This is a genomic window from Tessaracoccus zhenghani (assembly GCF_055326325.1).
In genome coordinates this window covers 142,546-156,467 of sequence record NZ_JBUZNQ010000004.1, presented here as the reverse complement: position 1 = coordinate 156,467, position 13,922 = coordinate 142,546, and the positions used below count along the sequence as shown (strand labels likewise).

Annotated in this window: 18 protein-coding genes; 8 read left to right on the top strand and 10 right to left on the bottom strand. The window is 68.5% G+C overall.

Annotation, left to right across the window (positions count from 1 at the left end):
- Positions 1–2 precede the first annotated feature (2 nt).
- The 3 genes from ACZK4S_RS10640 to ACZK4S_RS10630 all read right to left on the bottom strand — a co-directional run bounded on the left by ACZK4S_RS10640 (position 3) and on the right by ACZK4S_RS10630 (position 2,661).
- On the bottom strand, positions 3–602 hold the full coding sequence (locus ACZK4S_RS10640) for a malonic semialdehyde reductase (protein ID WP_463644233.1): 600 nt from the start codon (positions 600–602) through the stop codon (positions 3–5).
- A 65-nt stretch (positions 603–667) separates the two neighbouring features.
- The gene (locus tag ACZK4S_RS10635) at positions 668–2,011 is read right to left on the bottom strand and encodes an ATP-binding protein (protein WP_463644232.1); all 1,344 of its coding nucleotides are present in this window, start codon (positions 2,009–2,011) and stop codon (positions 668–670) included.
- Positions 2,008–2,661: a response regulator transcription factor gene (locus ACZK4S_RS10630; protein WP_076063502.1), complete on the bottom strand. Its 654-nt coding sequence runs from the start codon at positions 2,659–2,661 to the stop codon at positions 2,008–2,010. Before ACZK4S_RS10630 ends, ACZK4S_RS10635 begins: the two co-directional genes overlap by 4 nt.
- A 94-nt stretch (positions 2,662–2,755) precedes the next feature.
- Between ACZK4S_RS10630 and ACZK4S_RS10625 the strand changes: the two genes are divergently transcribed.
- The 4 genes from ACZK4S_RS10625 to ACZK4S_RS10610 all read left to right on the top strand — a co-directional run bounded on the left by ACZK4S_RS10625 (position 2,756) and on the right by ACZK4S_RS10610 (position 6,420).
- A complete protein-coding gene (locus ACZK4S_RS10625) occupies positions 2,756–3,976 on the top strand; it encodes a LolA family protein (RefSeq protein WP_463644231.1) in 1,221 nt (406 codons plus the stop codon).
- Positions 3,973–4,914, top strand: coding sequence for an ABC transporter ATP-binding protein (locus ACZK4S_RS10620; protein ID WP_463644230.1), 942 nt, complete (start codon positions 3,973–3,975; stop codon positions 4,912–4,914). Before ACZK4S_RS10625 ends, ACZK4S_RS10620 begins: the two co-directional genes overlap by 4 nt.
- Entirely contained in the window at positions 4,901–5,734 is an 834-nt protein-coding gene (locus ACZK4S_RS10615; protein WP_459396843.1) for a DUF2705 family protein, read from the top strand. The genes ACZK4S_RS10620 and ACZK4S_RS10615 overlap by 14 nt, the downstream gene beginning before the upstream one ends.
- A gap of 113 nt (positions 5,735–5,847) precedes the next feature.
- Positions 5,848–6,420, top strand: a complete 573-nt coding sequence (locus tag ACZK4S_RS10610) for an SOUL family heme-binding protein (protein ID WP_463644229.1) — start codon at positions 5,848–5,850, stop codon at positions 6,418–6,420.
- On the opposite strand, the gene ACZK4S_RS10605 is transcribed toward ACZK4S_RS10610, so the two are convergent.
- The 3 genes from ACZK4S_RS10605 to ACZK4S_RS10595 form a co-directional block, all read right to left on the bottom strand.
- The gene (locus ACZK4S_RS10605) at positions 6,406–6,999 is read right to left on the bottom strand and encodes a hypothetical protein (RefSeq protein ID WP_463644228.1); all 594 of its coding nucleotides are present in this window, start codon (positions 6,997–6,999) and stop codon (positions 6,406–6,408) included. The two genes, ACZK4S_RS10610 and ACZK4S_RS10605, sit on opposite strands and share 15 nt — an antisense overlap.
- Before the next feature lie 378 nt (positions 7,000–7,377).
- A complete protein-coding gene (locus ACZK4S_RS10600) occupies positions 7,378–7,677 on the bottom strand; it encodes a YlcI/YnfO family protein (protein ID WP_076063487.1) in 300 nt (99 codons plus the stop codon).
- Positions 7,664–7,957, bottom strand: a complete 294-nt coding sequence (locus tag ACZK4S_RS10595; protein WP_463644227.1) for a BrnT family toxin — start codon at positions 7,955–7,957, stop codon at positions 7,664–7,666. The genes ACZK4S_RS10600 and ACZK4S_RS10595 overlap by 14 nt, the downstream gene beginning before the upstream one ends.
- Before the next feature lie 243 nt (positions 7,958–8,200).
- Here ACZK4S_RS10595 and ACZK4S_RS10590 point away from each other — a divergent pair, with 243 nt between their 5' ends.
- A complete protein-coding gene (locus ACZK4S_RS10590; protein WP_463644226.1) occupies positions 8,201–9,784 on the top strand; it encodes an SDR family NAD(P)-dependent oxidoreductase in 1,584 nt (527 codons plus the stop codon).
- A 212-nt stretch (positions 9,785–9,996) separates the two neighbouring features.
- On the opposite strand, the gene ACZK4S_RS10585 is transcribed toward ACZK4S_RS10590, so the two are convergent.
- Positions 9,997–10,284 carry a HigA family addiction module antitoxin gene (locus ACZK4S_RS10585; RefSeq protein ID WP_459396840.1) on the bottom strand — a complete coding sequence of 96 codons (288 nt, stop codon included), beginning with the start codon at positions 10,282–10,284 and terminating at the stop codon, positions 9,997–9,999.
- Between the two features lie 16 nt (positions 10,285–10,300).
- A complete protein-coding gene (locus ACZK4S_RS10580; RefSeq protein WP_459396839.1) occupies positions 10,301–10,579 on the bottom strand; it encodes a type II toxin-antitoxin system RelE/ParE family toxin in 279 nt (92 codons plus the stop codon).
- 150 nt (positions 10,580–10,729) lie between these two features.
- Here ACZK4S_RS10580 and ACZK4S_RS10575 point away from each other — a divergent pair, with 150 nt between their 5' ends.
- From ACZK4S_RS10575 to ACZK4S_RS10565, 3 genes are read left to right on the top strand one after another with little or no spacing between them, the layout of a single operon-like run.
- Positions 10,730–11,524, top strand: a complete 795-nt coding sequence (locus ACZK4S_RS10575) for a CPBP family intramembrane glutamic endopeptidase (protein WP_463644341.1) — start codon at positions 10,730–10,732, stop codon at positions 11,522–11,524.
- Positions 11,525–11,574: 50 nt separating this feature from the next.
- On the top strand, positions 11,575–12,645 hold the full coding sequence (locus ACZK4S_RS10570; RefSeq protein WP_463644225.1) for a serine hydrolase domain-containing protein: 1,071 nt from the start codon (positions 11,575–11,577) through the stop codon (positions 12,643–12,645).
- Between the two features lie 2 nt (positions 12,646–12,647).
- Positions 12,648–13,010: a hypothetical protein gene (locus ACZK4S_RS10565; protein ID WP_463644224.1), complete on the top strand. Its 363-nt coding sequence runs from the start codon at positions 12,648–12,650 to the stop codon at positions 13,008–13,010.
- A gap of 219 nt (positions 13,011–13,229) precedes the next feature.
- On the opposite strand, the gene ACZK4S_RS10560 is transcribed toward ACZK4S_RS10565, so the two are convergent.
- Positions 13,230–13,631 carry a type II toxin-antitoxin system VapC family toxin gene (locus ACZK4S_RS10560; protein WP_463644223.1) on the bottom strand — a complete coding sequence of 134 codons (402 nt, stop codon included), beginning with the start codon at positions 13,629–13,631 and terminating at the stop codon, positions 13,230–13,232.
- The gene (locus tag ACZK4S_RS10555) at positions 13,618–13,848 is read right to left on the bottom strand and encodes a FitA-like ribbon-helix-helix domain-containing protein (RefSeq protein WP_040283599.1); all 231 of its coding nucleotides are present in this window, start codon (positions 13,846–13,848) and stop codon (positions 13,618–13,620) included. The genes ACZK4S_RS10560 and ACZK4S_RS10555 overlap by 14 nt, the downstream gene beginning before the upstream one ends.
- Positions 13,849–13,922: the final 74 nt, after the last annotated feature.

The following is a 13,922-nucleotide window of genomic DNA, read 5'->3' as shown; positions in this document are numbered from 1 at the left end:
GATCAGATCAGGCTGGCTGCCTCGTCGAATGCGAGGCGCGGGTTCCGCGGGAACGTGCCGTCCTCGGCGACATGGCCGATGTTGACCACCATGAGGCTGCGCAGCGACGTGCCGGGGAAGAACTCCCGGTCGAGGCCTGCGAGGTCGACGCCGCCCATCGGGCCGGCGTCGAGCCCGACGGAACGCACGGCGAGGATGAACCCGCCGGCCTGGAGCCACGCGTTGTTACGCGCGAACGCCTCGCGCATCGCATCGTCGGCCTCGAACCGGTCGCGCGCTCCGGCGGACTGGGGCGAGACGACGGGCAGGTGCTCGTGGAAGTCGATGTCAGCGGCGAGGATGGCCACGACGGGAGCCGACTCCGACTTGTGGCGGTTGAACTCCGCCACCAACGGCAGCAGGCGGGCCTTCGCCTCGGGAGTGCGCACGAACGTGATCCGCAGCGGCTGGCTGTTCATGGCCGTGGGGGTGAACTTCGCCAGTTCGTACACCTGAGCCAGCTCGTCGTCGGTGACCGGCTCCGACGTGAAGCGGTAGGCGGTGTGCCGCTCGGTGAAGATGCGGCTAGCGGTGATGTGCTCGGGCGGGGCGACCAAGGTCATGCAGAATCATCCTTCAGGGAGGTAGTTGATCCTTCTACTATATCTCACGATCCGGAAACAGCCGTCTAACAGGGAGGCGGCTGAGCGGCGAGCGTCAACTCCGCCCGAAGTCCGCCCAGCTCCGAGTCGCCCAGCGCAACGTCGCCGCCGTTGTCGCGGGCGATCTCCTGAGCGATGGCGAGCCCCAGACCGCTGCCCCCGGCTTCACGCTGGCGCGCCTCATCGAGGCGGACGAACCTCTCGAACACACGCTCCCGATCCTCCGGCGCGATCCCCGCCCCGTCGTCCTCGACCACGACGCGGGGCCCTGCAACCGTGATGCGAACCTGGGAGCTGGCATGCCGCACCGCGTTGTCGACGAGGTTGCGCAGCACCCGCTCCACGGCCGGCCCGTCCACCGTCGCTTCGCCTTCCCCCATCACCTCGAGCGCCACCCCTGCGCGGCGCGTACCCGCCACCTGCTCCGCCACCGCCCGCAGATCAGTCAGACGACGACGTCCACCCGCCGCCCCGACCCGGGCCAGCAGCAACAGGTCGTCGACGAGTGCCTGCATCCTCAGCACTTCCGGCTCCAGCTCGGCCGCCAGCTCCCCCGTCGGGAAGGCGTCGGGATGTGACAGGGCCACTTCGATGCTCGCCCTGAGTGACGACAGCGGCGACCTGAGCTCGTGCGCGGCATCCTCCACGAATCGGCGTTGCCGCGACGCCGCCCGATCCAGTCGATCAAGCATCTCGTTGAGCGTGCGTGCGAGCGCGGCGAGCTCGTCATCCGCGTCGGGCACCGGCAACGCCCCGGGCCCGCCCTCACTCGCCACCCGTGCGGCGGCCACCCGGAGCTCCTCCACTGGGCGCAGCGCCCTGCCCAGTGCGAGCCAGATGAGTCCAGCCAGCGCGAGGGTCAGGATGGGCACGACCCCGACGAGCGATACGCGAAGCGCCCCGAGCACCCCCTCCACGTCGCGCAGCGGCAGCGCGACCACCACGGTGACGCGCTCCCCTCGCCAGGTCGCAGTCCTGGCGGCGATGCGGGCGCGGTCGTCGTAGGCGGTGGGCAAGGTGACCCCGGGTCGCTCCGTGGCGAGCGCTGCCTCCTCGGCGCTCAGCAGCGGCAGCGTTCGGCTGGCCGACGCGGAGCTCGACACCACCAACCCATCGGTGTCGAGCACCTGCGCGATCTCTCCGGGCTGGGTGACGGGGAGCGGATCCGGGAGCCGGTCGTCGGAAGCGAGCCGGGCGATGGTCTCCACGCGGGCGGTGGCAGCGCGGTCGAGTTCGGCGACGCGGCTGGAGGAGACGACGGCGGTCAGCGCGACGGCGCCCAAGGACAGCCCCACCGCCAGCAGGCCGGCTGTCAGCAGGGTGAGCCGTAGACGCAGCGACAGCCCTCCCCACCGCACGGGGCCAGTCATCCGACGGCCCGGTAGCCGGCGCCCCGGATGGTCGAGATGACGTCGCGACCCAGTTTGCGCCTCAGGTAGCCGACGTAGACCTCAACGACATTGAGGTCCTCGCCGGTGCCCTCCCAGACGTGGTCACGCAGCTCCACCTTGCCGACCACGCGGTCGCTGTGGCGCATCAGGTATTCCAGCAACGCCACCTCGCGGGCGGTCAATTCCACCGCCGCGCCGCCCAGCGTGACGGCTCGGGTGGACGGATCAAGGGTGAGCGCACCCACTTCGAGCACGGCCGGCCTGGCGCCGGAGGGTCGCCGAACCAGAGCCCGGAGCCTCGCCACGAGCACGACGAACGAGAACGGTTTGGTGAGGTAGTCGTCTGCACCGAGGTCGAGGGCGTCGGCCACGTCGTATTCGCCGTCCTTCGCGCTCAGCATCAGCACCGGGGTCCAGACGCCGCGCTTCCGCAGCTCAGCGGTCACCGCGTACCCGTTGCGCCTCGGCAGCATGATGTCGAGCACGATGGCGTCGTAGTCGCCGTGGGTGGCCAACGTGAGCCCCGCGTCACCGTCGTGAGCGACGTCCACAGCGAAACCCTCAGCGGTCAGTCCCCGTTGGAGCGCGCGCGCGAGGGTGCGCTCATCGTCGACCACCAGTACGCGCACGGCTTCATCATGTCATTCACGCGTCGTCCGCACCCCAGCGCCGCACGCTCCGGCTCTCAGCAGCCTCTCAGCGAGCGGCGCCTATCGTGGCACCATGACCGATTCCCAGGTTGACCGCCGTTCCCCGCTCCGCTCCCCGTGGGCGGTGCCGATCGTCGTCGTCGTGGCCGTCGCTGCCTCCCTGGCCGCCCAGCCACTGCTGGCCGCGGGCGAATCGAATGATCTGCCCGACATCTCCGCCGAGGAACTCGTCGCTCGAGTGCTCGAGGCCGACCCGCAGCCGATGTCCGGCACGGTGGTGCACACCGCACGTCTCGGCCTACCCGACCTCCTCTTCACCGAGGCAACCGGCGCCGACCCGATGTCGCTGCTGGGCGGCAGCTCCACGCTCAAGGTGTGGACCGACGGCGAGCAGCGGTCGCGGGTGGCACTGCTGGGCGCCGTGTCCGAGTACTCGGTCGTGGCCGACGGAGCGGACCTGTGGACCTACTCCAGCTCCGACGACGAGGCCGTGCACTACAGCGTCAGCGATGCTGACCGGGCGCGCCTGGAGGCGATGAGCGAGGAGGCCCGTGCCGAGGTCCTCGCCCGCAAGGCGGAACTGCCCACCCCGCAGGAAGCCGCAGCGGAAGCGCTCGCGAAGGCCGACGAGTCCAGCACCATCAGCGTCGACTCCCAGATGATCATCGCGGGCAGGGACGTCTACCAGCTCGTCGTGACCCCCGACACCGACGCCACCCTCGTGGAGCGCGTCGTAGTGGCCGTCGACGGCGAAACGATGACCCCCCTCCGCGTACAGACCTGGAGCACCCAGGACCAGACAGCGCCAGCCGTCGAGATCTCCTTCACCGACGTCTCCTTCCAGATGCCCAACGAATCGGTGTTCGACTTCTCCCCTCCCGCGGGAGCCACCGAGCGCGAGGTCGTCGTACCGCTCCCCGAGCAGGATGGCGCGATGCCGTCGCACGAGGGCACTCAACATCAGATGCCGACGGTCACCGGCTCGGGATGGGAGAGCGTCGTCGAACTCCAGGGAATGGACCTCACCAAGCTCCTCGCCGCTGACCCGGGCGCCATGTCCGGTATGCCCGATCGCCTTGTCGGATCGGACGAGGCCCAGGAACTGATGGACGAGTTCACCCCCGACCACTCCGGGGGGATGGGGCTCGACAACGCAGCGCTGTTCGAACAGCTCACCACGGAGGTTCCGGAGGGACGCCTGCTCAGTTCCACGCTGCTCAGCATCCTCATGACCGACGACGGCCGCGTGCTCGTGGGTGCTGTGCCCGCCGAGACGCTGCGTGCGATGGCGTGAGCGCCCCCGCCATTGAGACCTCGGGGCTGACCAAGCGCTTCCGCTCCGGGCAGGTGGCGGTCGACGGGGTCGACCTCGCAGTACCGCACGGTGCTGTCTACGGTTTCCTCGGCCCCAACGGGTCAGGGAAGACCACCACCATCCGCATGCTGCTGGGCCTCGTTTCCCCCACGTCCGGCTCCGCACGCCTGCTCGACCGGCCGATGCCGGGAGACGCCCTGGAGGTGCTTCCCCGCGTGGGGGCGCTGGTCGAGGGACCCGCCTTCCATCCCTACCTCAGCGGACGCGCCAACCTGGCCCGGCTCGACGCCTGTGACGCGACGTCCACCCGGTCCTCGTCGCGGCAACGGATCGGCGAGGCTCTCGAACGGGTGGGGCTCACCGCCGCCGCCCGCAAGCCGTACCGTCAGTACTCGCTCGGGATGAAGCAGAGGTTGGGACTCGCAGCGGCGCTCCTGAGGCCCCGCGACCTGTTGGTGCTCGATGAGCCGACCAACGGCCTCGATCCCCAGGGCACCCGGGAAGTCCGCCACCTCATCCGCGAGCTCTCGGCCGAGGGCGCCACCGTGCTGGTTTCCTCCCACCTGCTGGCTGAGATCGAACAGGTCTGCACGCACATCGGGATCATGAGCCAGGGTCGGCTGCTGGTCCAATCGGAACGGGCATCGCTGGTCGCCGACGATGCCGCGACGCTGGTGGTCACCACCAACCTCGACGACGTCGCTACCGCCGCCGAAGTGCTCCGCGGGCTCGGGCTCGAGTCGGTAACCGCCGAGGGCGCCGTGCTGCACGCTGCGCTCGGCGCCACTCCCCCGTCGGGGGTGGCCGCAGCGCTGGTGCACGCCGGCGTCGGCCTGGACGGGCTCGAGGTCCGACGGCGCAGCTTGGAGCAGTTGTTCGTTGAACTGACCGGGGAGGGCTTCGATGTCGCGCGCTAGGGGTTCGTTCGGACGGCTGGTCCGCAGCGAGCTTCGGCTCCTGTTCGGGCGACGGCGCACGCTGGCCCTGTTGGCGGGTCTGGCCCTGGTGCCACTCCTGCTCGCCCTCGTCTTGTTCATTGCCAGCAACTCCGGCATGAGCGGGCAGGGCCCAGGTTTCATCGACAGGGTGACCGGCAACGGACTCTTCCTGGTCATCGCCGCACTGTTCATGTGCCTGCCGTTCCTGCTGCCCTTGACCATCGGCATCACGGCCGGCGACGCCATCGCCGGTGAGGCCCAGACGGGGACCCTGCGGTACGTATTGACGGTACCGGTGGCCAGAACCCGGTTGCTGGCGGCTAAGGCCCTCGTCGCACTCGCTTTCGCGTTCGCGGCCGTGCTGGTGATCACGATCGTCGCTCTCGCCGCCGGCGGTGCATTCTTCGGATTTTCGGAGATGACGTTGCTGTCCGGCACCACGGTGTCCCTCGGCGCGGGCGTGGCCCGGATGCTGGGCGTCGCGGCGTTTGTGGCCCTGTCGCTGACAGGTTTGGTCGCCGTCGGGCTGTTCTTCTCAACCCTGACGGAGGTGCCGGTCGGCGCGATGGCCGCGACGACCGTCGTGGCCGTGGTGTCGTCGGTGCTGGACACGCTGCCGCAACTGTCGGCCATCCATCCCTATCTGCTCACGCATCACTGGTTCGACTTCGCCGAGTTCCTCCGCCTCGAGGTCGACTGGAGTGTCCTCGCGTCCGGCCTTCTGGTTCAACTGGGCTGGGTGGCGATCTTCGCCTCGCTGGCCTGGGGCCGCTTCAGGACCGCCGACGTCACAGCCTGACCTGGCTCGAAGAGGCCGAGGCGGGCAAGCAACCGCCCGCTACCCCCACATCTTCCGGGCCGGATGTGGGAGTTCCGGGCAGTCCGTCGGGTCCGGAGTGTCACGCTGGTGCCATGACGGAACAGCAACCGTACGAGGTCCTCAGGCGCTTCCCTCTCTTCGAGGCGCGCCGTTACCCCGCGCACCCGGTGGCCGAGGTGGAGGTGGAAGCCTCGTTCACCCGCGCGGGCAACGAGGCATTCGGGGTGCTGGTGGCCTTCATCTCCGGCCGCAACAGCACCCGGGGCAAGGTCACGATGACCGCGCCGGTGCTGCAGGAGCAGGCACCGACCAAGATCGCCATGACCTCACCCGTGGTCCAGCAGCCCGGCGCCGAGTCGGGCCGACACGTGGTGGCCTTCGTGATGCCGGCCGAGTTCACGTTGGATACGCTGCCGACACCTTCCGATCCACGCATCCAGGTGCGGCAGGTCCCTGCCCAGGTGGCCGCGGTCAAGCCCTTCACCGGACGCTGGACGGAGCACATCTACCAGCAACAGTTGGCAGCTCTCCGTGGCGCCGTCGAGCAGGCTGGACTCGAGGTGAGCGGGCCGCCCCGATTCGCCCGCTTCGATCCTCCCTGGACGCCGTGGTTCCTCCGTCGCAACGAGGTGGTGCTGCCGATCGCCTTCTCACCCGGCCTGTGATCGAGGTGGCCGCGACCTGCGGGCCCGCCACCATGCGGTGACGGCGATGACCACGCCGATCACCAGCAGAAGGAAGCTGACGGACAGGGTGAGCCACTTGCCGGCGGTGAAGATCGGCGCCAACTCCGCCGACACCGGCGTCCGGGCCGGATAACGTGCCATCACCGTCGCGGCGCACATGTTCTCGGCGTAGTCCAGCGCCACCACGACCACCGGAAGCACCGCTACCGACCGCCAACGACTCCCCGCGGCTGTCGCTCGCGCCCAAACCCAGGCGAGTGTCGTCATCAGGAACGCCCCGTACACCAACGGCCAGATGACGTCGAACGTCACGCGCGCCTGGACATACGCGGCTCGGCCGTCTGGTCCCCACGCCTCGGCCGCCGCGTACAGGGCCCCCGGCCAGTACCACAGGGACGTGTCCGGGGCGGGGTAGCGGACCGTGTAGAAGGCCCCTGCCTCAGCCTGGTCGGGCAGCACCATCGCGGTGAACACCGCGAACAGCAGCGTCGACGCGATGGCCATCCATCCCCGTACCCCGTGCGCCAAGCGCTCGGCCAACCGTTCCACCACCGTCATGGCACCTCGTCCCGGTCAGCTGCACGGATGGCAGCACCGTCCTGTTGTGAGTGAGCGTAGCTGCTGCGGGTACCGGCAGCCGGCTGGCTGGAACGGGGCGGCTGCCCTTGGATACCACACTGGTATCAGCGGTCCACCGCCCGAGTGTGCGGGTCTTCGGTGGGGAGGCGTATACCGGTGTCGACGCCAAATCAGTGCGTTCGGAACGGTTGTGGCCATCCTTACTTCGTTCTCCCTTCCGTGGCAGGGACAGGACCGGCGAGCACTTGCGGAAGATCGCCGTCGCGATCAAGCTGCTCAAGTGACTGCCATGGGTGGAGTGGACACCAACCGCACCGCAGATCCACCTGCGGCAGATCAGGACGTTGGTCGGACGGGTCAGGCTACTCGTGAGGCAAGGTCGTCCAACTCTGCCCGGATCCTGGCAATCAACGCCCCGGCGGATTCGTCGGAACCCGCCAGTTGGGTCAGGAGAATGTCCCGAGCCAGTGTGGACACGGGGAGGCCGCGTCGTTCTGCGAGCCGCGTCAACGCCTCGAGTTCCTCGGCGTTCAGGCGAACCTGAAGCGTCTTGGCACGCTGGTGTCCGCGGGTCACCCTGCTTCCTGGCTTGAGGCCGGCATCTCGGTTGCGTTCGGCCGCTTCAGCTTCGGCCGCGATGAGATCACTGATCGACATCCAACTGTTCCTCTCGGTATCGGCGCTGGTCTGTACTGTTCGACGGCCACGCGTTGACTCCCCAGGTGATCCCTTCATCCGGGAGCACGATGACCGTGATCAGCATGCTGGTCGTGGATGCCCAGCCGATGACCCGGATGGTTCTGCCCGAGTCAGACGAAGGATCTGGGTCGATGGCCAGCCTGTTCGGATCGGCGAAGGCCTCGTCGGCGACGTCCGGCGTCAGCCCGTGCTTTGAGATGTACTCGCCCCGGTGCCGCCAGTCGATGCCTTCACCCACAAACTCAGCGTACTACGCACGCACTACGTTATCCAGCGGTTCCCCGCCACCGTGACGTTCTCAATTCGGCAGTTGCGCACATTCACAACTCGGGCTGTCCCCCCTGGTCCGTGCCTCCGGTCAGCGGGGGCAGGGGATGGGGACTCCAGGCACCGCGGCTGAGACACTCATGGACGCCTTGGCTTCGATGGACCCATGGGGCTGTGAGGTGCCCGCAGCCGAGTCCTGAGTACGCTTAGCGCCGTGTCGAATCCATCAGCGCCCGAGCCCACTCCAGCACCCTCCTCGGCGGCGGTCGGCAGCGGAGTCGACGCAGACGACCTGGCCGCGACCTTGCGGGTCTTGAGCACCATCCACGAGCTCGACGAGGCCCACCCCGACTTCGTGGCCGTCCGACGGGCGACCGGCAGGATGTTCAAGGCGGTCAAGCGCCACCGTCGAGGCGTCAGGCGAGCGGCGATCCAGGACAACGACAAGGCGATCGTCGCCGGGACGGCCACGGGCGCACCCGACCGCATCGATGATGAGACGCGGGGGCTGGCGCTCACCTCAGGCGTCGAGGCACCGACGGCCGGGACGCTCATGAAGGCCCGACCCTGCTACATCTGCAAGCAGCGGTACACGCTGGTGGACGCGTTCTACCACCAGCTCTGCCCCGCGTGCGCGGCCATGAGTCACGCCAAGCGCGGCGCGCGGACGGATCTGACCGGCAAGCGAGCGCTGCTGACCGGCGGCCGGGCCAAGATCGGAATGCACATCGCGCTCCGGCTGCTGCGCGATGGTGCCCACACCACGATCACCACCCGCTTCCCGCGCGACGCGGTGCGACGCTTCGCGGCGATGCCCGACGCCGCCAACTGGCTGCATCGACTGCACGTGGTCGGCATCGACCTGCGTGATCCGTCCCAGGTCATCGCCTTGGCCGACGCGGTGGCCGCCCGGGGCCCGCTGGACATCCTGATCAACAACGCGGCACAGACCGTACGGCGCTCGCCTGGTGCGTACGCGCCCCTCGTCGACGCCGAGTCGATCCCGATCCCGGACGGATTGTGGCCCGAAGGCCAAGGCCCAGAACTCCTGACGTTCGGGCACACACGAGACCTGCATCCTCTGGCACTGGCCGAGTCGGTCAAGGCCCACCCGCTGCTCGCGGCGGCGGACGCCGCGGTCACCGGCTCTGCCTCCACTCACGCGGATGCCGAGGCCGCGGCGCGCCACGCCCAGCGCCTGACAGACATGGCTCTGGCTCCGGGCTCGTCGTCACTGGCGCGTCTGGCCGACGGCTCAGCGATCGACGCCGGAGGGCTCGTTCCCGACCTTCACGACTCGAACAGCTGGGTCCAGGGCGTCGGCGAGGTGGACGCGCTCGAGATGCTCGAGGTGCAGCTCTGCAACGAGACGGCGCCGTTCATCCTCATCAGCCGCCTGCGGCCGCGCCTGGCCGAGGCGGCGAGAAGCGTGGCGAGCGGTCCGGCCCGGGCGTACGTGGTCAACGTGTCAGCGATGGAGGGGGTCTTCGGGCGCGGCTACAAGGGTCCCGGCCATCCGCACACCAACATGGCGAAGGCGGCGGTCAACATGCTGACCCGGACGAGCGCGCGGGAGATGTTCGAGTCCGACGGCATTCTGATGACCAGCGTCGACACCGGCTGGATCACCGACGAGCGACCGCACCCCACGAAAGTTCGGCTCGCCGAGGAGGGGTTCCATGCGCCCTTGGACTTGGTCGACGGAGCCGCCCGGGTCTACGACCCGATCGTCCGCGGGCAGGCCGGCGACGACCTGTTCGGCGTCTTCCTGAAGGACTACGCACCCTCACGCTGGTAGGCCCGCACGACAAGAACTCGCCTCGCCAACCGCCTCATGAACCGCCCCCACCCCGGCCCAGGCCCTGGGCTGGCGGTGGCCGGGCCGCGGTCACCTAGCAGGAAACGGCCAGACGAAGCTCTGCGCCTTTGTCGGCCCAGCGGGGAGGTCGCGCGCCAGCGCTACGCAAGCAAGGTCGCCTGAAGCACCAGGTGCGGCAGATCCGGATGTTGTCAGGCGACGGGGTCGAGCTTGCGGACGGAGGGCAGCCCGGCGGCACGCTCGGCCGCGAGGTCATGAGCCGACTGCAGTGCCAGCCAAGCACGGGCGGTACCAACGCCCGCCCCCTCCAGTCGAACAGCAAGGTTGGGGCTCACCCGGGCATGGCCGTGCAGGACTCGGCTCAACGTCACCCGGGAGATCCCGAGCCGGGACGCAGCCTCCCCGACACTCAGCCCCAGGTTGCCCAGCACGTCCTCACGCAGGATCTCGCCGGGATGTACAGGAGTCTTCATCACCATGTTGTCCACCTCCTGGTCAGTGGTAATCCTGATAGTCGACGAGTTCGACGTCGCTCTCAGTGAAGCGGAACGTGATCCGCCAATTGCCGTTCACCCAGACCGACCAGTGCCCGGCCAGGTCCCCTTTGAGGGGGTGGGTCCGAAACGACGGGATCGCGAGGTCGTCCGGGGTCTGTGCCACGTCAAGCAGCGACAAGATGCGCAGCAGTTTGGGGACGTGAGCCGCTTGAACACCCTTCTTCGAACCATCCCGATACAGCCGCTCCAGACCCTTGTGCCTGAAGCTGACGATCACAAGACAACAGTATCGCGTAACGCTACGCGATACCAACCATTTCCTCACCGTCCACCCTGAAGGCCGCACCCCTCTCCTACGCAGCGTAGTATCAGCGGCAGGGCAGGTGGATACCACTTGGTCGTCTCCGCCCCTAAGGAAGTGGCTGTCATGAACAGGCTGCAAGAGAACCGTCCCATTTGGCACGCGGTCGCGTGGATAGCGATCTACGTGATTGCGGTCAACATCGGCGACTGGCTTTCCACGCTTGTCGGCGTTCCGAACTCGGGGGCCAGCGCGGTGCTGGTCCTGCTCGCGGTGTGGCTCGTGGTCCGCCTCCGCAAGCACGGTTGGCTGACGTACTACGGCGTCCGCCCCCTGCGCAGGCGCGATTTCAACGCGACGCTGCTATACATCCCGCTCCTGCTGATCGCGCTGATGCAGTTCACGAAGGGTTTCAGGGACGACCTCAACTTCACCACGGTGGCGCTGATCATCGTTCTCATGGTCGCTGTCGGTTTCCTTGAGGAACTGATCTTCCGCGGCATGTTGTTCCGCGGGATCCAACGCACCAGCACGTTGACGCGCGCGGTTGTGATCTCCGGCGTCACTTTCGGCATCGGGCACATCGTGAACCTCACCAGGGGAATGGCGCCGTTGGATCAGGCAATCCAGATCGCGTTCGGTGTCACCTTGGGAATCGTCCTGGCGCTGCTGTTCGCCGTTACCGGCACGATCGTTCCGCTCATCGCCTTCCACGCCCTCCTCAACATCAGCGGGAATCTGACTAGGGCGGATGCGCAGGCAGAACTGGTCATGCTCGCCGCGACCACGCTGGTCTGCGCCGGATACGCCGGGTACTTGGTCACCGTGCTTCGACGACGTGGGCCCAGCCCGGAGATATCGCGACCCGCGCCTTCGGACACCGCGGCCGCTCCGCCGGCGCGAGCTTCGGCTCTCACCTGAGCGGGGCGGCGAGACGGGTGCGCACTTCCGAGGTCTCGAGGAGGGGTCTCTTGGCTGCCGGCGCCGGCGCCGGTGCGATGGCGCTGTTGGCGCTCGTTGGCCCGCGCCCGGTGGGGGCCGCCGCGGGCCGCACCGGTGATCCTGCGCTGCTCCGGCGCGTGGACCCCCATCTCCGGGGGCTCAATCGCGTGGCACTGGCCTATGTCGACGGGGATGCCACCCAGTTTGCGGGCATTGGCGCCGACGAGACCACCCCCTTCGGGATCGGCTCGGTGTCGAAGACCTTCTGTGGCGCAGTGCTGATGGACATGGTTGCCAAGGCCGAAGTGAGCCTTGACACCACCGTCGGCGAGATCACCGACGCAAGCGGATCCGAGGTGGCCGACGTCACGCTGCGGGAGCTCGCCTCCCACACCTCGGGCCTCCCGGACTTCACGGCGAAAGCGGCCGGGAGCCAGAACACGTGGTTCGGGTTGCTCCACGCAGACGGCTTGCGGCAGGACGTGGCCGAGACAGTCGCCGACATCCTCCAGCAGGGCACGGAAGGACGGGGCAGCTACTCCTACTCCACTGCCGGCATCGCCCTGCTCGCCCATCTCCTGGCGGAGAAGGCCGCGACCACTTACGGCGAGCTGCTCACGGAACGCATCCTGGAGCCGTTCGCACTGACCGACACGCTGCTCCCCGCGACTGTGGCGGACCTGCCGGAGGGATGGACCAAGGGCCTGCTCGGCGGGCGACCCGCAGAGCCGTGGATCCTGGGGGGTCTGGGGCCGGGCGGCGGCATGTGGTCCACCTGCCAGGATCTTGCGTCCTGGCTGCGGCTGACGCGGGACGGCCGCCAACCGGGCTCCGCTGGGCTCGACCCGGTGGCCCCGGCGCCGATCCTGCCCTGGATGCCGGAGGCCCAGATGAGCATCACGTGGGTCCGGGCCTCCACTGCCGGCGGCGAGGAACTCATCTTCCACAACGGGCTGACCGGGTCGCACCATTCGTACGTGGGGTTCTGCCCCCGCACCGGGCGCGGCCTGGCCTACGTCGTCAATTCGGTGCCCACCGGTGCCCAGTTGCTCACCCTGCAGGGCGACCTCGTGAGCGCCCTACTGGACGAAGCGCACTAGCCATGAGCGAGACATTCGTCCTGGCTCTGTCCGCCGCACTGGCCCTCGCCACCGTCGTCGGTACTGGATGGGCGATGTGGCGGATCACGCGGCACGATCCCAGCCGCCATCGCGCCCTCTCCTACGTGCTGTGGAGCGTCACGGGCACCACGCTCATCGGGGTGGTTCTTCCTGCCATCGTGATGGGAATGGTGGACCCCTTCCCCATCTGGATGGTCCAGGCGACGTTCACGTCGGCGACTGCGGCGGCCCTGGGCTGGCGGTGGCCGGCCCTGCCCCGTGAGCCGCGAGACCGCGCCTGGGTCGCCGTCGGCTCGGTGGTCTTGGTTTTGGCGCTTGCGCTGGCCGGGGTCGCGGTCACCTAGCAGGAAACGGCCAGACGAAGCCCGCCGCCTGCGTCGGCCCAGCGGAGAGGTCGCGCGCCAGCGCTACCCGAGCAAGATCGCCTGAAGCCCCAGCGGCGCGTGAGAGTACCGAAAGTCTGTGGGGCAGACTGGTTGAGGTGACGAACATATTGCCGGCAAGCGACGCGAAGTCGGGGGAGTGGCTGCGGCAGATCCTCGACCTCTGAGGCAACCGTGACGTCAACCGTGGGCCTTGACGACCTCGATGGTGCAGCGTGGGCCGGTGGATCGTGCGAGGCGCCTGTCACCGGTGAGCAGGGGCGCTTGGAGTGCTTCGGCGAGGGCAACGTAGGCGGCGTCGTAGATGGTGAGGTTGTCCCGCAGTTCCCAACAGCGAACCAGCAGCGGGGTGTGCTCGACGCGCTGGAGTGGCAGCTCCTGCAGGTCGTCAAGAGCAAGCCGGACCCGGCGCGGGTCCAGGTGGCCGCCGAGGGCCAGGCCGCGCCACACCGAGGCCACTTCGAGGTCGACCAGCGCGGGTGCGGCGAGTCGTTCACCGCGCAGCCTGTCCCGCACTGTGTCACCGTCCTGGCCGTCGTCAAGCAGTGCGACGGCCAGGACGCTGGCGTCAATGACCAGCACGGTCGGACCGCAACGCGCTCACCGCGTCGGCCAGCGGCAGCGATCCGCCGGCGCGCCCGCCGGCCCTGGCCAACACCTCGTCCAACGTCGGCTGGGCGGCTTCGGCGATCAGCTTCGAGCGCAGGTACTCCTGAAGTGACTGGTGCGCCGCGCTAGCCCGCTGTCGCAGCACAGCATGCGTCTGGTCCGGCACGTCCTTGATCTGAATATTCGGCATGGAGCCATTATGGCGCCACGCACGCCTTAACGGAAGCGCGCCACTCTAGGCAGATCAGCTCTTTTCGCCACTGA